The sequence below is a fragment of the Pseudarthrobacter sp. MOO13 genome, from assembly GCF_058267655.1.
In genome coordinates this window covers 62,397-79,434 of record NZ_JBZCRX010000002.1, presented here as the reverse complement: position 1 = coordinate 79,434, position 17,038 = coordinate 62,397, and the positions used below count along the sequence as shown (strand labels likewise).

Below are 17,038 nucleotides of genomic sequence, written 5' to 3'. Positions count from 1 at the left end.
AAGACCCTGCGTTAGACGGGCGCGCTTAGTTCAGCAGCTGATCCTCGAGTGCTACTGCTACGGCTTCGAATTCGGCGAGGGCGGCAGCCAGGTCCTCGACGATCTCGCGTGCGATGATGTCGGGCGAGGGGAGATTGTCGAAGTCTTCAAGTGACTCGTCCTTAAGCCAGGATATGTCCAGGTTGGCCTTGTCACGGGCGATGATCTCGTCGTACGTGAATGACTTCCAACGTTCGGACTCGATGCGCGCAGCGCGGTTGTCAGGCAGGTAAGCCGCGACAAACTCGTCGAGGTCGGCGCGACTCAGCGGGTTCTGCTTCAGCGTGAAGTGCTTATTCGTCCGCAGGTCATAGACCCACAAGCGTTCAGTCCACGACCGATCGGGACGGGCAACCTTCTTGTCGAAGAAGAGAACGTTGGCCTTCACACCCTGAGCGTAAAAAACCCCGGTCGGAAGCCGCAGCATCGTGTGCAGATCAAAGTCGACGAGCAGCTTGCGCCGGATTATCTCGCCAGCACCGCCCTCGAAGAGCACGTTGTCAGGCAGAACGACTGCTGCACGACCGTTCGTGTCGAGGATTGTGGCGATGTGCTGGACGAAATTAAGTTGCTTGTTGCTCGTCGTGGCAACAAAGTCTTGCCTCTCTATCTCCCGGTCTTCCCTGGCCTCACGGCCGTCTGCGCCGACCATCGTAAGTGACGACCTACGCCCAAAGGGCGGGTTCGACAGTACGACTGACCAACGCTTTCCGGGATCTGCGATGAGAGAATCGCGTACCTCGATGAGCGAGTCCCCGTTGGAGGTACCCATCCCGTGCAACAGCAAGTTCATCGCCGCGAGCCGCGCCGTGCCGTCTACGAGCTCGTGACCCGTGGCAAATGAATCGCGTAGATGATCGCGCTGGGTCGGTGTCATCGTTTCTGCACGACGCGCGGCGTGCTCGTGGGCGACGAGGAGGAAGCCACCTGTACCACACGCGGGGTCGACGACGGTGTCGGCGACGGTGGGTTGGACGACGTCGACGATGGCTTGGATCAGGGGACGCGGTGTGAAGTACTGCCCAGCGCCGGAGCCCTTGTCCGATGCTCCCTTCGACAGCAGCTCCTCATATGCGTCCCCCTTGATGTCGGTGCCGGCCTGCGACCAATGTTCTTTGTCGATCAGGTCGACGATCAGGCGGCGAAGCTTAGCCGGGTCTTGGATGCGGTTCTGCGCCTTGCGGAAGATCGTGCCGATGACTCCCGGCTCACTAGCTAGGCCCACAAGCATCTTGGTGTAGGTGAGCTCGAGCTGGTCTCCCTGAGCGTCGAGCAGCCGCTGCCAGGAGTATGTGTCAGGTACGACTTGCACAGGGGCGAGCGTCCGGGTCGCACGCTCGTGCGCCATTTTGAGGAACAGCAGGTAGGTTAGCTGCTCGGTGTACTCAATGACCCCTACGCCGTCATCCCGCAGCACGTCGCAGTAAGACCAGAGTTTGTCGACTAGTCGTCTGGCGTCATTCATTGCACAATTCCCCGATTTAATGTAGTGAGTTGGTCCAAAGGCACTGGTTGGTAGTCATTGTCGGGAGCGTTTGGAATTGGAATGCTCATGCGGTTGCCATCGCCTCCGAGGGACCGGCTGGGATCGCAGCTAGCTCCTCGCTGATTTCTTGATCGATTCGACGACCGGTGAGTTTCCCTCTGAAGGCAGCTGCGAGCACCGCCTGACGCAGCCCCATTCCACGTGCCCTTGCCTCTGCTGTGGCCCTTGCCAAACGGGCCATATGTTGCTGGGTGTCTGCCACTTCATCGACTATGGACAACTGGGTGGAAATCGGCGGTATTGGGACTGTGATTCGCCTGAGCTTTTCCTGGGGCAAATGCTTGATCGTCGTGCCAGTGAACAGACTATTCCAGCGGTTTGACTGTATGCCTTCTTGGAGCATCAGTGCGAGGAACCTCGGCTCCAGAGCATTCTTGTTTCGCACGCGGATGCGATGGAGCGCCTTCTGGTACGCAATGTCTGACTTTTCAAGCTGCCAGACCGCGCAGCGTCCCGGCTCGCCACCCTCGCAGGCCAGGATATCCCCGGGGCGCAACTCAAACTTCCTACGTTCCACGTCTGTCAGTGGGACTTCTTTCAGGTGATCGAGTTCGAACGAGCCCCAACGTACGTTGATGTTGGCTAGGTATCGGGTCGGCGTGCCGCCGAGTCTCTTGGCGTCCAGCATCTTACCGAGCGCAGTGTCTGCCAGATCTCCAATGGCTCCCAAAGGGACACCCCGCTCGTGCATAGAGTGGAGGTGCTGGGCAAGAACTGAGGGAACGAGCCTGTCAAGACGTGTCAACGAAGCCCTGAGCGCGCGGTCGGCCGCGTCTAGGCGGGAAAGGTGGTCTTCGAGGACCTCTACAATCCGCAGCTGCTCATTGAGCTTCGGCCACGTAATCTGGACAGACTCAAGATCTTGGCGACGGAGGCTAGGCGTAGCCGTTGAGCTATCCAGCCGCCGAAGGTCAAGAGCGACCAGCTGGTACTGGAGGAATTTAGGGTCGATCTCGGGAGTCATAGTTATGTAGTAAGTGGTATCTGTGGGCCATGCGCCGCCCATGACGAGATGCGTCTGGCCAACATTGCCCTTTCGACCGATCACGATGCAAGGATCGGAGACTAGAGCTGTTGTTGTCCTGGCCATTTCTCCTGCAGATCCGAAAACAGGCACGTGACCGTCTGCTGAACGGGTCTCCTTCGGCGAAGCCTTTCCATAACGGATTTTGAACATCGATCCGAATGACGCCACCCTCCAGACGCTACCGCTGCCGCTCACGCAGTGAGCTCATCATTCATTTGATTGAGGAGGTCACCAGCACGGTCGCCGAGGTCCCGGAGGGCACCGTCTACGCCTCCGCGATCGGTGAATGGTGCTTCATCGAGATCCTCGGCGGTGATGCCTGCGGAAGCTGCGATTACTTCGACCATGCGGTCCAGCCACCACCTTTCATTTGGCGAAAAATCGGTTCCATGTTGTTTCTGCTGAGCGAGCCATCCAGCGTAGCGTTCACGGACGCGGTCGGCGTACGGTATCAGCTCCTCGTCAACGCCGACCGTATAGCGTAGCAGTGATACCAAGTCGGTGAGGGTGTGCCGGTCGCTGTGCCGCACGCGATCAGCGTCTAGCGCCTCGTAGGCATTCCAAATAAGGTCGGGGGTCCAGTTGTGCGGAGGTCGGCTGATCCGGTCAGCGAGCTCTTGGATGTCGCTGAAGGCGAGGCGCCGTTCTCGGGCTTCACCCAGCAGTTGGATCGCTGTAATCTCGTCGCGGTGCTCGTCGAGGTAGGCTCGCCAGGAGTCGACAATCGAGCGGGCGCGGCTTGTGTCGATAACGCCGCCGGCTTCGACAAGCGTGTCGGCATTCACCTCGTCGATAACGCGGTCGTGCGTAGCGCGCAGTTCGAGGATGCGGTTGCGGAGTTCGGGGTTCGCGGCGAGCGGTTTGATCGCATCATCCAGAATTCTCTGTATTGCTTCGGCTTGGTCGGCTGCGCCCTCTGTTGCCATCGCTTGGGTGTCCGGGTCTACGGCGTCGACCAGCCTTCGCACGATATCTTGCAGCGGCGTGCCGGCCACGGCATCGAGCTCGTCGCGCTCGGCTGGGGTGAGGTCGAGCTCAAGCTTGGCGAGCCGCGAGGCGAGCGTGGCGGTTTCGTTCTCGGTGAGGGAGAGCGCGGCCGCCTTGTCGAGCAATTTCTTGAGGGAGATGCCTTTTTCCCGGTTTAGCGGCGGGTCGACGAAGTCGTGCTCGGTCACTCCAACGGCGTCGACGATGACGAAGCGGGTCTTGGTCGATGCGTCAGGTGTGACGGATTGGAAGTCTGCGGGTGCGATGGTGCGGGCACCGCGGCCCTTCATCTGCTCGAAGTACTGCGCCGATCGGACGTCGCGCATGAAGAACACGCACTCCAGGGGTTTGACGTCGGTACCAGTAGCGATCATGTCGACGGTAACCGCTATGCGGAGACTGGGCGAGGTGCGGAAGGCCTGCAGTTGCCCCTTGGGGTCGCGGGCGTTATAGGTGATCTTTGCGGCGAAGTCGTTGCCCTTGCCGAAGACCTCACGCACCGTGGTGACAATTTCCTCTGCGTGCGCGTCATCCTTGGCAAAGATCAGCGTCTTGGGCACAGTCGAGCGGCCCGGGAAGATCTCGGTGAATAGCCGATCGCGGAAGGTTTCCAGCACCAGCCGGATCTGGCTCTTTGCGGTGACAGCCCGGTCGAGCTGCTTGTGCGTGTACTCGTAGTCCTCTTCGATCGCCTCAAGGCGCTCCTTGCGGGTGCGCCGGTCGATCTTTGGGACAATCGTCCCGGCTTCGATACGGCCGCCGTGCTCGGAGATCTCGGTGCGGATCCGATAGAGGTCGAAGTCGACGTTGACGCGGTCCGCGACCGACTGCGGGTAGGTGTATTCCGACACGAGGTTCTGTCGGAAGAATGCGAAGGTCTGTTTGCCGGGAGTGGCGGTCAGGCCAACGACATGGGCGTCGAAGTACTCGAGCACGCCTCGCCAGACGCCGTAGATCGAGCGGTGTGCCTCGTCAACGATCACCAGGTCGAATGTCTCGGGTGCTAGCTGCGAGTTGTAGGCCACGGTGACCGGGGCGTCGGGCACGAAGTCGTCCAAACCCGGGTCGTCACCGGGCGTTACCTCCTTGCCCTGAAGGGCACTGTAAACGCGCTGGATGGTGGAGATCACTACGTTGGTGCTTCCGAGCATGCCTGCACTGGTGAGCTTGTCGACGTTGTAAATTTCGGTGAACCGTCGCCCGTCGCCGGGAGTCTGGTAGTTCTGAAACTCCGCAAGTGTCTGGTCCGCGAGGTTGTTGCGATCGACCAGGAACAGGATCCGCTGGAACCCGCCAAACTTCAGCAGACGGTAGGAGCTGGTGACTGCGGTGTAGGTCTTGCCGGCGCCGGTCGCCATTTGCACGAGGGAGCGGTCGTGGTGTTGTGCAGAGAGCGACTGCTCGATTCCTTTGATGGCGGTGATCTGCGCTGGTCGCAGTGCAACTGTGTCCAGGGCAGGGAGTTGCTGGACCTTTGCCCGCCACGTCGGCGCGTACGGGTCAGCCTCTGCGTCGCGCAGTATCCGGGCCAGTGTCTCTGGTTTGGGGAAGTTGAACATTCTGCGTGCGCGGGGATCGGGGTCGTAGCCGTTGGTGAAGTGGGTTTCGGTGCCGCTTGCTTCGAAAGTGAAGGGCAATCGGCCGGCGTGGGTCAGGGCTTTGAGCCGTACGTGGGGTGGCAGTCCGTCGGCGTACATGGCGGATTGCCACTCAACGCCGCTCAGTGTTGTTCCCTCTGGTTTTGCCTCGATTACGCCGACAGCGCGCTGATCAACATACAGCAAATAGTCCACGCGGCCATGACCGGATTTCATGACGACTTCACGGCAGACGACGCCTTGAGAGGCGAACAGGTTCAGCTGCCTCTTATCCTGCACCGACCAGCCCGCATTGTTGAGTTGTCGGTCGATGAGCACGCGCGCACGTGCCTCCGCTGCTAGCCGCTCCGCATCCCCCTGCTGCATATTCATGATGCTATGCAGATTACCGCGGGAGCGCGTAGCGGTGCCCGAGGTGGAGTTGGAGTCTGGTTTGGTCAAGAGCGTGTCCTTCGAGGGTGTGGTGTTCCTGGTGTTCCTAGGAACATGCCTGGCATGCCTCTGGGTTTCCTTGGAGCAGCCTAATCTTCGCGGTGGTCGGCATCACGTGATTCGGACGGTTCCAGCGGCAATTGCTTCGACAAGATTCTGGCGGGTATTGGTGGCGGCGTTGAGGACGGCGTGGGCCGCCGCGTGGAGGTGGCGTATTTCCGCGAGCCGTCCCAGAACCTTGTCCTGTTCCTCCAGCGTCAGCAGTGGAATCTTGATGTCCTGAAGACGGATACGTTGGATCCCGCTACCTGTTGCCTGCGCTTGGTTGCTGGATGTCGCCAGGAACTCGGCGACGAACTGCGGTCGGATCACGGAATCGCTTGTCAGTCGGAGGAGTTGGAAACTCGAACTAAGTAGCGCGCGCCCGCCTTCAGAGTCCATGCGTGCTGCTAGTCCGCCCATGTTTTGGACGAGAATATCGCCGGGCCGGGTGATGACATGAGCACCTTCGAGGATGCTCAGGTTAATGCGCCTTGATTCCTCTTCGCCGCGAATCCATCGACCAGTAACTACTGGCGTGCCCTCGCTGCTGTAGTCAGTCTCGCGGACGCGCTCGTTGGCCTTGAGGACCATCACACTTCCAGCCTTCAGGAGGTCGGAAACCGAGATCAGCTTCGGAGCCTGTGCAGCAGCAACAAAGGAGGACGCACTGAGTCTTTCCAGCGGTTTCGTCTGCATCACTGCTCGATGGAGCTCCTCAACGTTGGCGCGTACTTCTTCCACAGCCGGCGCCGTCTCCGTGGAAGAAAGCCACCGCTGCGGCGTAAGGTTCGCGTCGTCTGCGAGAATCTCGGCGATGGTGAAAGCTCCGGCCGGCAGCTTAGTCGGCACCAAGCGACTGTCGCGCCAACCTTGGAGTGCATCGGCAACGGCATCGGCATTTACGTCTTTGCTGTGACGCAGGTCAATTAGCAATACCCGCTCCGGGTCGGTCGTTTCATTAGGGCGCGCCAGGACCCATAGGTTCAGGGGGATTTGCGTCTGAGTGGCGAGTCCGCCGGGCAGCGCGACGACTGCCTCGACGGTCCTGTGCTGCAGCATGGCAGCTCGGATCCGGCCGGCTGGCCCGCCCTGGAAGGCGCTGCCCGCCGGCTGTAGGACGAAAGCGCGCCCCTGGGTGCCGAGGTACCACAGCGCAAGCTGAAGCCATGCAGTATCCATGCTCGACTTTGGTGGGGTTCCATAGGGCAGACGCGGATCCAAGTAAAGACGTTCGTGTTGATGGTAGGAGGCATTGTAGGGGGGATCCATGACCACGACCTGCGCGAGTCCTGGTTCGAAAAGGTCGTTTTGGAAGACGTCTCCAGGTCGCACTCTCACGTTCTCGCGGGCAGTGACCAAGGCTCGCTGGTTCGCCTGCACGCAGGCTGCGACGCTGATGTCTTGGCCAGTCAGCGCGGTACGGCTCTTGCCCTGGCTGCCGACGGCTAGCAGCATGCGTCCGGAGCCGGCTACTGGATCGTGCACCGGGCCAGGAATGGTTTTTCCCACCTTTGCTACTAGGTTCACGAGGGCAGGGCTGGTGGCGTGCTCGTCGTAGCCGCGGCGGGCAGAATAGGTCAAGTGGTCTTGGAAGGAGATGAAGGCTTCCCCTATACGGGTGGCCTCGAAGCTACTGAGGGCGTCTAAGAACCGGGTGAGTAGCCCCGAGCGCCTCTCCATCTCTTGGAACAGCCCATTGCTCATTCCGCTACCGGCGACTGCCTCAAAGAGAGGTTGGCGCTTCGGGTGGGAAGCCTCATAAAAATGCATCCCGTGCTGGATCCGGCCGATGAGGTCGCCTTCGGATCCAGCTTCACGCAGGTTCGGCCACCAAGTTTCCACGGGCAGTGTGTCTTCGAAACCAGGGGAGTCGGGGTCCGAGACGTACCGCCAGATGATGAGGGCGCTGGCAAGCCCGCCCAGTTCTTCAGGAGGCGCAATACCGCGCCAGAGGTCCATGGCGCTCGAAATTGTGCGGTCGAACGACAGGTCCTTAATCTCTTTGCCGTTGGCATTTAGCCAGGCACGGATTTCCGCTGCGTCAAAGCGTGGACTTGCCGCACTGCCGGCGACGGGTTTGGGGAAGTCCTCATGGCGTTGGCGCCAGTTACTGACAGTGGAGCGACCTACGCTTGCTAGTTGAGCAACGTCGCTGGCGGAGAGTGTGAGGGTGCTCTTGGGGGCGCTCATGCAGCCTTCTTGTTTGTGCGGAACAGATTGATGACGTTGGTGGGGGCGGGTGATTTGAGCAGCATGAGGTCAGGGCCTGCGACCAGCCGCATCCTATTTGAGAACCCCGCGTCGGGCCGGATAACGATGACCTGTACGCCCTCGGCTTTGAGGGCAGCAACTGCATACGCGAAGGCGTGGTCTCCCGACGCCAACACAATGCGGTCATAGTGGTCAGCAATCCAGGAGACGTCGCTTATGGCATCGAGTAGCGCCATGTCGGCGCCATCTTTTCCGCTGCGAGCGAGTCGCTGCACTGTGCCGGACCAGCCGAAGTAGGCGGCTGCGGCGTTGAAATGGCTGGCGCCAATCACCGTGTGGTCGCCACTTCGCGGTTCAACGGTCATATGGATGCGGGTGCGTATCTTCGCAACATCTACTGCACTGAGTTCACAGCTGCCCGCCATGTTTTCTACATCAATGACATACAGGGTTCGACCGCGCTGGCAATTCATTCTGGACGGCCTCTGTGGGCTGTGCTTTCTAGTCATTTTGTACCTTTCGCTGTAAGAAGGCCCCCTTCGGTGGGCTATCTGATGATGTAAACAGCTTAAGGCGAATTCACGGACTAGTCAACTGCAATGTGAGTTCACAAATATATTTTCGCTTGGTACCTGTCAAGCGCACCTGGCTTCGGGCAGTTAGAGGCAGGACGGGACCCTTGGAGCCATGTCCTCAACGCCAGCAGGTTGCCGATGCCTCGGAGTAGGAAAGGGGGGCGGATCACCGACCCCCTAGGGGCCCGTCCAGTTCGATAGCTCGCTTGGTGCCGCGTCCTGGCACATGCCAACGCTGGACTGTGAGACCCGCTGCGGCGTCTGCCATACGCAGACCCCGCAGCGGTTTTGCCCCTGCTACAGCGCGTTCGTCAGGGCGGATAGGCCTCCTGCCAGAAGCGCGGCGATGGTAGCCGTGAGGGTGCAGACGAGCAGCCCCACGGGCGTGGTGATGTTCAAGCCGAAGCGGTGAACAAGGGGCACGATGAGCCACCAAAGTCCCAGCGCAGCGATGATCAGAATTACGGGCAGCACCATGGCGTTTCCGCCTTTCTACTGGGTACGACGCCCAGTGGTTGACTAGAAACTCCGGCGGTCGGAGGATCTAGCTCCCATGTGTGCGGCCGGTTTCGCTTACGTGCAGACAGGCTCGAACTGCGGTTGCAGCGGTTACCGAACCGGCAGCTGCACACGCTCCGTCGACAGATCCGGTCGGCGCCGCAGGTACCGGAATGCATGACGGAAGGCGTTGCCCGTCCAGGCGACGTCAGCGGAAATTTCTACCAGCAAGGGCTCTATCAATGACAGGGTTACGGATTTTGTCCTTGCTGAATCTGTTCAGGTGGTTTCCGTGATTGTCTCCGGCCATGGGTGTGGGCCTTGTGGCGGCCCCAGGTATGGGCCTAGGTCCCGAGCAGCTTTCAGCGGCAACACCATGGAGCGGCAAACAATCCTTAGCTGGCGGTTCCACGGGCAGACCGGCCACGACGTACTGTGGCCGGTCCATCGGACCGATAACGGCCGCGCACACCACGTCCAGGGATTGGCGGCGCTTCAGCTTAGTCGCCCCTAACGGTACTAACCGCGCCGAGGGCAGGAGTGCAGGGGGCCTCGCCGGCCGCAGGCGACGCTTGCCCCGGGGCCTATATCGGCGAGCCAACGATTGCCCTTACCGATAACGGTGCAAAATGACTATAAGAGGGGGAAATAATGGCTTTCGACGTGCGCATGGCGGCTGTCCTGACCGGGACGACTGTCTCCCAGCTGAGGCGCTGGAGGCGAGAGGGTGTCTTTGAACCTGAGCTGCCAACAGCAGAAGGCGGAGTGCTTCAATATTCCTACCGAGACCTGATGGCCTTACGCGCCATAGCCTTTCTTCGGGCCAAGCTTTCCCTGCAGCGCATCCGTCTTGCTTTCTCCGTCCTGCGGAGACTCTCCTACGACGAGCACCTTTCTGCCTACACCTTCGGTGCCGATGCTCGTAGTGTGATTCTCAAAGATGACGCTGGAAATCTGATCGAACTCGTTGGACAGCCAGGGCAGCTGCGGCTGTTCACATTCCAAGAGATTTTTTCATCGTTCAAGAACATGCACGGGGACGTGGTCGTTCCTTTCCAGCACCCTATGCCTTACCTCGAGGTTAACGTCAGCCGGATGGGCGGCTGGCCTACCATTCGCGAAACTCGAATCGCCTTCGACGCAGTGGCAAGCATTGTGGATGGTGAAACCATCACCGTCGAAAACATTGCCCACTTCTATCCCACCGTTTCACCAGACGCCGCCCGCGATGCCATCATGTTCGACCATATGGTGCGTGATGCGGGATGAAGTTTTTCATGGACGAGAACTTTGTGGTTCAGGTCAGCCAGCATCTACGGACGATGTTCCCCTGGCACGATTTCGTGACCACCCAGGACTTGGACCTAGAAGGCGAAAAGGACTTGCGTCTCTTTCCTAGACTCCGGGAACTGGGAATGAACGCAATCATCACGCATGACCTACGGCACCTTCAAGAGGCGGACGAGACACGCAGCCTCTTTGATAACGAGCTCCACTGGATAGGCATGAAGCAGACTCCCCAGGGGGTCAGGGGAGTCACGGCGATCGCACTCCAGAGTGCTGCCATCATTGCGGCACTTCCCTTGATTGTGCAGGAGTGGAAAGACGAGCCCACGGCTTACAAGATCAACGCCCTGCAACGCCAACCCCACGAGCGCTTCACGGCAAAACCCTTGTCGCAATACATGCAGAGCCACAGCTACAGGGCATCCGTACCCGCATCAGTGTCCTGATGCTGGGCTGCCTGTTGGTCGCCCGGCTGCGAGCTTGTCGAACCGGTAGCACCAATATGCGTTAGCCCTATGGTCTTGCCACATTTGAATTGCGCTCGAAGACAGCGACTTATGCTAAGCCAGCAATAATTGTCTGATGGGGTATTCAGAGATTGTTTCTACGGCAGCGTTCTTACTGGCACTTCTCGTGGCTTGGCGGACCTGGCGTTGGGACCGGGCCGTCGTCACCGTCAACGGAAGACAATGGTTGGGCGGATTGGGAACGGCAGAAACGGATAAAAGCTCGTTCAGTGTGGAAATTTCCAATACCGGAAACCATGCCACACTGGTTCTCTCTGCTTATTGGCAGATCGAGCGCAAGAATTCCCCTGTACAAATGATTCCGGCCTCTCACGGCGGAGGCGGCATCGCATCGCTATTTGATCCTCCGAACGCCTCAAAGGAACCCGTGTTTCCCTTCACCCTAGACCGGAACCAGCAGGAAGCCTGGGACTTCGAAGTAAGCCTCCATGTTCTGAGAAACCCTGAAGCCATCACTCGTATGCGGCCGGCTGCCGAATTCCTGTCGCGTAGGCGCCGCCGTGTCGTCTATGGAACTTGGCTGCAGCCCAAACGCTCTTAGAGCTGGACTTCCTGTCGCTCGAGGTGATCTTTGAGTTGTCCATGGTTGTGGTCAATTCGGGTTATCCACGGGCGGGATTTAGGAGCGCGTTGGGGTATAGCCCTTAGGAGTCGTAGCGTTTGGTAACCCATAAAGAGTTGCCCCCGGCTGTGGGCAACGGCCCGGTAGTCCGTTCCGGCGCCCGGGCGGGCTATGCCGCGGCCGCGCCCTCATCGGTGATGGCTTCGAGCAGCCACTGGTCCGACAATGGGTCGCGGCGCAGTTCGAACGTTTGAAGTGCCGAGGTCGAGGTCAGGCGGACCTGGACTTGCCAGTGTTCGATGTCGACGACGTTGCCGATGCCGACGGGGATGGTTTGGCGGGTTTCCCACCAGGCGTCTCTGGTATACCAGTGGGCGCTGTCGAGGGTGGGATCAACGGCCCAGATCCGGCCGTCGTAGCGGACGGCGAGGGGAGTGCCGGCGGGGGTGAAGCGGACATCGACGGGGATGCTGAGTGTGGGTGCTTCGGGGGTGATGGTCATCGCTGGTGGTGTTCTTTCTGGTTTTGCTGGGTCGGGTGGTTAGGCGGCTTTGACGAGGGGGAGTTCGTCCCAGTGGGTGGTGTATCTGGGCGAGAGCATGTCGCGTTTCATGGTCCAGTCCGGTCCGCCGCGGATCCCGCCGTAGCCGAGGCCGATGGAGCCGCGGCCGTAGCGGCGGGTGACGTCTTCGAGGAGGGGGCCGATGTGGCGTTCCTCGTGCCGGTTCTCGAACAGTTCGAGGGGTTTTTGGTTGCCGGTGGGGCGGAGGTCGGTGACCATGATCCCCGCCTTGGCATACCTGATGCCTTCGACGATCCGGGGGAGGAGGGCGTGGGCGGCTTTGGTGAGGATGACGGGGTCGGCGGTGGGCATTGGCAGCGGGATGCAGACGGAGGGGTAGGAGGTGTCGTTGGGGTTGAAGTGTGAGGTCCCTGCGAATGCGGTGAGGACTTTGGCCTGCAGCCCGTGTTTGGCCAGTCGGGCGGAGGCTTGCTGTCCGTAGACGCTCATGACCTGCCGGATCCCGGCCGTGGTGGTGATGGGTTTGGCGAATGAGCGGGAGAAGATGAGTTGGTCCCGGCCGATGCGTTCTTCTTCCATTGGGATGCAGGGGGTGCCCTGCAGTTCCAGGACGGTGCGCATCACGACGACGTTGAATTTGTCGCGGATCATGACCGGGTCGGCTTGGGTGGGGTCGGCGATGGTGAAGATGCCCATGACGTTGAGCCGGCGCGTGAGCCGGCCGGCGATGCCCCACACTTCCTCGACGGACAGCCGGTCGAGTAGGCCCTGGCGTACGTCCTGGGGGATGGAGTCCCAGTGGCAGACCCCGGCGAAGGTCTTGTTGTTCTTGGCCCACTTGTTGGCCAGCTTCGCGAGGGTCTTGGTCGGGCCGATTCCGACGCAGACGGGCACGCCGACGTTCCGCCGGACCGTGGCCTTGATCGACCGGCCCATCTCGGCGAGCTCTGTCGGGGTGCCTTTGACGCCGAGGAAGGCTTCGTCGATGCTGTACACCTCGAGCCAGGCCGAGTAGCGGCCGAGTAGTTCCATCACCCGGGCGCTGATGTCTCCGTAGAGCTCGTAGTTGCTTGAGAGCGCGACCAGGCCCCATTCCTTGGCGCGTGGGGCGAGCTTGAACCAGGGCTCGCCCATGGCGATGCCCAGGGCTTTGGCCTCGGGGGAGCGGGTGACGGCGCAGCCGTCGTTGTTCGAGAGTACGATCACCGGGCGCCGCTCAAGAGAGGGGTTGAACGCGCGCTCGGCGGAGGCGTAGAAGCAGTTGACGTCCACGTGCGCGATTTGCGGCATCCGCCGCATGACCGCCGGCTTAGACATCCCGGCCTCTAGACATAATGCAGGCACCTTACGGCGGTACCCCAGATCACGAGGTCGCTGAGGGCTGGCACCTCAATGTCGGGGTAGGCCGGGTTTTCGGCCTGCAGCACCACCCCTGTCGGCGTGATGCGCAGACGTTTGATGGTTAGTTCCCCGTCCAGGACGGCGACAACCACAGATCCGTCCTTGGGTTCCAGTGCCCGGTTGACGATCAGCTCGTCCCCATCACTGATGCCGGCACCCTCCATGGACTCCCCGGTCACCCGGACCACGTACGTGCTGGTGACGTCTTTAATAAGGTGCTCGTTCAGGTCGATCCGGCCGTCGAAGTAGTCCTGCGCCGGCGACGGGAACCCCGCAGCGACCGGCACTGGGGAGACCAGTACCGACAACAACGACACCCCCGCCTCTACCACGCGGGGACCGACAATCACGCTCACAACACACCTTTATTCGAACATACTTTCGAAATTTAGTGTACGCGCCCGCTCTGACATTCGGTTTTCCTGACCATGTTGCATTGGATGCGGGACCGCTGGAGGGTGATTGCATCATGTTCCCGCGGGCTTCTGTCTTCGCGCGGTCAGCGGTGCCGGTGGTGCAGTTCCGGGGGAAGACCGACCTCGGCGGGATCCAGCTCCGGCCTGGGGCGCCGGTAGCTAATGGGGTGTCGGAAGGATGTGCCGGACCAGGCGACGTCGGCGGTGACCTCGACTACGACCGGTTCGACCAGGGTCAGCCGCACGGGGCCTTTGTCCTTGCTGAATCTGTTCAGGGAGGACTCGCTGATCTCTTCGGGCCACGGGTGGCCGGGACCGGCAGGACGGAGGTGCCGGCCCAGTTCACGGCCGACCTTGGTGGAGAGGACGGTTGACCGGCCGACGATCTTCAGTTCGCCGCCAACGGGCAGGCCGGCGATGAGGGCCTGCGGCTGGGACACGGACCCGATCACGGCGGCGCACACGATGTCCCAGACGTCTTTGTGCTTGAGCTTCAGCCAGATCCTGGCGGCCTCGTAGGGCTGGTCGCCTTTGAAGACGAGACCTTCGATTCCTGTCGCGGGAAGATCCCGCAGCCAGGTTTTCGCCTGGCCCATGTTCCGGGTGATGGGGGAGAGGTTCAGCGGCGGTGCCCAGTCCCGGGCGAGTTCTTCGAGCAGCTGCCGGCGTCCGGTGAACGGCAGGGCCCGGGTGTCGTGCCCGGCGACGGCGAGCACGTCGAAGGCCACGAACGATGCGGGCAGCTCGTTGGTCAGGGCCGGCAGCGCGGCCTTGGAGGTGACCATGCGCTGCTGCAGCGCGTCGAAGTCCAGCCGGTCCCGGTTCCAGATGATGGCTTCGCCATCCAGGATTACGCCGGGTGGCACCTGGTCAGCGATGGCCGCAGCCAGGTCTGGCAGGACTTTTGTGAGTTCTTTGCCCTGTCTGGACCAGAGCGTCACCGTGCCGCCGTCATGAAAAGCCGTAGTGCGGAAACCGTCCCACTTGGGTTCCGCCCATAGGCCGCCGGGCAGTGCGTTGGGGCCGGGAAAGGATTTGACGAGTTTGGCCAGGGCAACCGCGACCGGCGGTTGCAGTGCCGGCGGCAGGAACTCGGCCATGGGCCCAGCCTAAAGGAGAAACCAGCACGAACGTCCGTGCCGGTACTTACGTGGCTGCAGGGCCTTCGGTAGCGGCGTCGTCCGCGTCAACGCGGCGGAGCAGGGCCGCCACGGCCCGCACAGCTGCCGGATCTTCCTGCCAGGGCTTCCCGCCCCGTGAACAGGCATGAAAACCGGTGACAGGTGACTCTTCCGCGGCCTCGGCGACTTCGACCCACGCCGCGTTCAGATCTGCCACCCGCGCAGCCGTCAACGGCTCCCGTTCCACCGGGGCAACGGCCGCTGCCAGGGCAGGGCGACCAGCGCCCGTTACGGGCTTGCGCCGAGGGGCGAACCAGCTCCACACACCCATCGGCCTTGCCTCCCTATCAACCACTCCAGTGACCGTCCAGGGCAAAGCAGGGGGCCGCGACCGGTGGGGAAGGGGCCCCTCTGCCCTGGGCTGTAAACATCCTGCTGCTTACACCTTCGAGCATGCCACACGGGTCATCACAGCGGTAACTGATGGTGCATGCTCGCAGGGCTCGCATCGAAAGGGGCGTCCGCTGGCGCGGCTGGCTGTTGGGTGTTGCCGGTCCGTCGCAGAGCTCCGGCCCGTCATCACCTGTTGTGTCTACGACGTCTTTTGCTGCTGTCCTTCGGATTCTAGGTACCCGATCCAACCCGTCTAGCCCCCTCCGGGGGCCTGCGAGCCGAAAATTCTTAGGCCAGGGACCGCCGCTGGCGCGACTGTCCCGCAAGATTTTTCGGCTCTTGCCCGATGGGTAGACGGGCCGGTTCGGGCACCGAGCAAGCAAGCTTGCCAGCAGGCAAAAAACAACGGGGGGAGAAGGGGAGCTGGCCGGTCACCACGAACCGCCCCACCCACCCACTTCTCGGACAAGAAGGAGCACCACCAAAATGAACGCCATCATCACCAAGACCGTGACCACCACCGACACAGGGGAGACCATCCACGATGTTCCCGTGCTGGTCGATTACCACATGAACGACGGGTACGACTGGATGGACGTCATCAGTGAACACGGCTGGTCCGTGATCCCCAGCTGGGGCTGTGACGGCTGGGACCTTGGCCAGTGGCCGTACGTCATGGTCGCCGGGATCCGCACCGCGGACGAGATCGGCAACCTGTTCGGCATGGCCACCTATTGCGAGGGCGACGTTCGCACGTACTGGTTCAGGACAAAAGCCAGGTTCTGGACCGCGATCAGCGAACAGGCGTTCTTCCACTGGAGGAACGGACAGGCCCAAGGCCCGGAAGACTTGCCCGAAGCCGCCGCCGAACTGCCCAGCCGCTACCGGATGCCCTGCAACCTCTCCGATGCAGCCTAACCCCATCACCAGCCGGTGCCCCGCCCCTGAACGGCGGGGCACCGCACCCCCACGACACATCATCTGAGAGGACAGACCCAATGAGCACCTGCACCGCCCTGATCATCCCCGCCGATCCGAACGAACCGGTCCGGGTCGAAACCATTGACGCCAGACTGGAGAACCTGCAAACCCTCGTGGCCGGGAACATCGAAGCCGTGAGCGGCGATGACTGGCACTTCTACCTGAACGAGGAAGGAAAAATCCTGAACCTCCCGCCGAACCGCCGGGCCGGGCTGCTGGTCCTTGAAAAAACCGGCATGCTCGCAGACGTGTACTGCGGGAACGTCGTAGTCCTGGGCGAGACCCACGACGGGGACGAAGGCAATGTTCCTGAGCACCTGATCAAACTCGCACGAAAGCTCTTCGGACTGGAACGCGAAGCGGCCTAACAGGGACGGGCACTCACCTGCTCGAATACTTCCCATGAGCAGGGGAGTGCCCCGATTTCCCTTTTCAGGTTCAGACGCGCGGGGCGGTCCGCCGCCAGTGCCTGGCTTGAGTGCCTGGTCGCCGGCGGCGGACCGCCATTCCGCCAATCCGGGGCCGCGGATCACCTGGTGCACGCGGCAAGCCGTGGCGGCCGCGGACTAAGCGGGACACCGGGCCGGGGAAGATGCATGCTCGCAGGGCTCGCATCGAAAGGGGCGTCCGCTGGCGCGGCCGGCTGTTGGGTGCTGCCGGTCCGTCGCAGAGCTCCGGCCCGTCATCACCTGTTGTGTCTACGACGTTTTTTGCTGCTGTCCTTCGGATTCTAGGTACCCGACCCAACCCGTCTAGCCCCCTCCGGGGGCCTGCGAGCCGAAAATTCTTAGGCCAGGGACCTTGCTTCGCTGCGGTCCCGCAAGATTTTTCGGCTCTTGCCCGATGGGTAGACGGGCCGGTTCGGGCACCGA

At 61.4% G+C, this 17,038-nt stretch carries 16 protein-coding genes; 5 read left to right on the top strand and 11 right to left on the bottom strand.

Annotated elements, in window-relative coordinates; all coding sequences use genetic code 11:
* Nucleotides 1–25: 25 nt before the first annotated feature.
* The 6 genes from AC4EEO_RS20515 to AC4EEO_RS20490 form a co-directional block, all read right to left on the bottom strand.
* Nucleotides 26–1,504, bottom strand: coding sequence for a type I restriction-modification system subunit M (locus AC4EEO_RS20515; protein ID WP_491330971.1), 1,479 nt, complete (start codon nt 1,502–1,504; stop codon nt 26–28).
* Between the two features lie 85 nt (nt 1,505–1,589).
* Nucleotides 1,590–2,762: a restriction endonuclease subunit S gene (locus AC4EEO_RS20510; RefSeq protein WP_491340464.1), complete on the bottom strand. Its 1,173-nt coding sequence runs from the start codon at nt 2,760–2,762 to the stop codon at nt 1,590–1,592.
* 41 nt (nt 2,763–2,803) lie between these two features.
* Nucleotides 2,804–5,569 (bottom strand): type I restriction endonuclease subunit R, encoded by a 2,766-nt coding sequence (locus AC4EEO_RS20505; protein ID WP_491331017.1) that lies wholly within the window; start codon nt 5,567–5,569, stop codon nt 2,804–2,806.
* Between the two features lie 171 nt (nt 5,570–5,740).
* The gene (locus AC4EEO_RS20500) at nt 5,741–7,861 is read right to left on the bottom strand and encodes an N-6 DNA methylase (protein WP_491340457.1); all 2,121 of its coding nucleotides are present in this window, start codon (nt 7,859–7,861) and stop codon (nt 5,741–5,743) included.
* Nucleotides 7,858–8,355, bottom strand: a complete 498-nt coding sequence (locus AC4EEO_RS20495) for an NYN domain-containing protein (RefSeq protein ID WP_491330974.1) — start codon at nt 8,353–8,355, stop codon at nt 7,858–7,860. Before AC4EEO_RS20495 ends, AC4EEO_RS20500 begins: the two co-directional genes overlap by 4 nt.
* Nucleotides 8,356–8,754: 399 nt before the next feature.
* Nucleotides 8,755–8,934 carry a hypothetical protein gene (locus tag AC4EEO_RS20490; RefSeq protein WP_491340456.1) on the bottom strand — a complete coding sequence of 60 codons (180 nt, stop codon included), beginning with the start codon at nt 8,932–8,934 and terminating at the stop codon, nt 8,755–8,757.
* A gap of 672 nt (nt 8,935–9,606) precedes the next feature.
* Here AC4EEO_RS20490 and AC4EEO_RS20485 point away from each other — a divergent pair.
* The 3 genes from AC4EEO_RS20485 (at nt 9,607) to AC4EEO_RS20475 (ending at nt 11,310) form a co-directional block, all read left to right on the top strand.
* Nucleotides 9,607–10,224, top strand: a complete 618-nt coding sequence (locus AC4EEO_RS20485; protein ID WP_491330976.1) for a MerR family transcriptional regulator — start codon at nt 9,607–9,609, stop codon at nt 10,222–10,224.
* Nucleotides 10,225–10,232: 8 nt separating this feature from the next.
* Nucleotides 10,233–10,688 carry a hypothetical protein gene (locus tag AC4EEO_RS20480; RefSeq protein ID WP_491330977.1) on the top strand — a complete coding sequence of 152 codons (456 nt, stop codon included), beginning with the start codon at nt 10,233–10,235 and terminating at the stop codon, nt 10,686–10,688.
* A gap of 136 nt (nt 10,689–10,824) precedes the next feature.
* Entirely contained in the window at nt 10,825–11,310 is a 486-nt protein-coding gene (locus AC4EEO_RS20475; protein ID WP_491330978.1) for a hypothetical protein, read from the top strand.
* A gap of 190 nt (nt 11,311–11,500) precedes the next feature.
* On the opposite strand, the gene AC4EEO_RS20470 is transcribed toward AC4EEO_RS20475, so the two are convergent.
* The 5 genes from AC4EEO_RS20470 to AC4EEO_RS20450 form a co-directional block, all read right to left on the bottom strand.
* On the bottom strand, nt 11,501–11,833 hold the full coding sequence (locus tag AC4EEO_RS20470) for a hypothetical protein (RefSeq protein WP_491330979.1): 333 nt from the start codon (nt 11,831–11,833) through the stop codon (nt 11,501–11,503).
* 39 nt (nt 11,834–11,872) lie between these two features.
* On the bottom strand, nt 11,873–13,171 hold the full coding sequence (locus AC4EEO_RS20465; protein ID WP_491330980.1) for a Y-family DNA polymerase: 1,299 nt from the start codon (nt 13,169–13,171) through the stop codon (nt 11,873–11,875).
* Between the two features lie 8 nt (nt 13,172–13,179).
* Entirely contained in the window at nt 13,180–13,611 is a 432-nt protein-coding gene (locus AC4EEO_RS20460; RefSeq protein ID WP_491330981.1) for a LexA family protein, read from the bottom strand.
* 143 nt (nt 13,612–13,754) lie between these two features.
* Nucleotides 13,755–14,771, bottom strand: coding sequence for an ATP-dependent DNA ligase (locus AC4EEO_RS20455; protein WP_491330982.1), 1,017 nt, complete (start codon nt 14,769–14,771; stop codon nt 13,755–13,757).
* A gap of 46 nt (nt 14,772–14,817) precedes the next feature.
* Nucleotides 14,818–15,009, bottom strand: a complete 192-nt coding sequence (locus tag AC4EEO_RS20450; protein ID WP_491330983.1) for a hypothetical protein — start codon at nt 15,007–15,009, stop codon at nt 14,818–14,820.
* Between the two features lie 662 nt (nt 15,010–15,671).
* Here AC4EEO_RS20450 and AC4EEO_RS20445 point away from each other — a divergent pair.
* Together AC4EEO_RS20445 and AC4EEO_RS20440 are read left to right on the top strand one after the other, a co-directional pair.
* Complete coding sequence (locus tag AC4EEO_RS20445; RefSeq protein ID WP_491330984.1) at nt 15,672–16,103, top strand: hypothetical protein; 432 nt, start codon at nt 15,672–15,674, stop codon at nt 16,101–16,103.
* Between the two features lie 80 nt (nt 16,104–16,183).
* Nucleotides 16,184–16,534: a DUF3846 domain-containing protein gene (locus AC4EEO_RS20440; RefSeq protein WP_491330985.1), complete on the top strand. Its 351-nt coding sequence runs from the start codon at nt 16,184–16,186 to the stop codon at nt 16,532–16,534.
* The last annotated feature ends 504 nt before the right edge of the window (nt 16,535–17,038 follow it).

Excerpts from the sequence above, each read along its gene's own strand:
- AC4EEO_RS20465 (WP_491330980.1), bottom strand. The coding sequence starts at position 13,171 with ATGTCTAAGCCGGCGGTCATGCGGCGGATGCCGCAAATCGCGCACGTG.
- AC4EEO_RS20515 (WP_491330971.1), bottom strand. The coding sequence starts at position 1,504 with ATGAATGACGCCAGACGACTAGTCGACAAACTCTGGTCTTACTGCGAC.
- AC4EEO_RS20440 (WP_491330985.1), top strand. The coding sequence starts at position 16,184 with ATGAGCACCTGCACCGCCCTGATCATCCCCGCCGATCCGAACGAACCG.
- AC4EEO_RS20470 (WP_491330979.1), bottom strand. The coding sequence starts at position 11,833 with ATGACCATCACCCCCGAAGCACCCACACTCAGCATCCCCGTCGATGTC.
- AC4EEO_RS20495 (WP_491330974.1), bottom strand. The coding sequence starts at position 8,355 with ATGAATTGCCAGCGCGGTCGAACCCTGTATGTCATTGATGTAGAAAAC.
- AC4EEO_RS20455 (WP_491330982.1), bottom strand. The coding sequence starts at position 14,771 with ATGGCCGAGTTCCTGCCGCCGGCACTGCAACCGCCGGTCGCGGTTGCC.
- AC4EEO_RS20505 (WP_491331017.1), bottom strand. The coding sequence starts at position 5,569 with ATGAATATGCAGCAGGGGGATGCGGAGCGGCTAGCAGCGGAGGCACGT.
- AC4EEO_RS20480 (WP_491330977.1), top strand. The coding sequence starts at position 10,233 with ATGGACGAGAACTTTGTGGTTCAGGTCAGCCAGCATCTACGGACGATG.
- AC4EEO_RS20485 (WP_491330976.1), top strand. The coding sequence starts at position 9,607 with ATGGCTTTCGACGTGCGCATGGCGGCTGTCCTGACCGGGACGACTGTC.
- AC4EEO_RS20510 (WP_491340464.1), bottom strand. The coding sequence starts at position 2,762 with ATGTTCAAAATCCGTTATGGAAAGGCTTCGCCGAAGGAGACCCGTTCA.
- AC4EEO_RS20500 (WP_491340457.1), bottom strand. The coding sequence starts at position 7,861 with ATGAGCGCCCCCAAGAGCACCCTCACACTCTCCGCCAGCGACGTTGCT.
- AC4EEO_RS20445 (WP_491330984.1), top strand. The coding sequence starts at position 15,672 with ATGAACGCCATCATCACCAAGACCGTGACCACCACCGACACAGGGGAG.
- AC4EEO_RS20475 (WP_491330978.1), top strand. The coding sequence starts at position 10,825 with ATGGGGTATTCAGAGATTGTTTCTACGGCAGCGTTCTTACTGGCACTT.
- AC4EEO_RS20490 (WP_491340456.1), bottom strand. The coding sequence starts at position 8,934 with ATGGTGCTGCCCGTAATTCTGATCATCGCTGCGCTGGGACTTTGGTGG.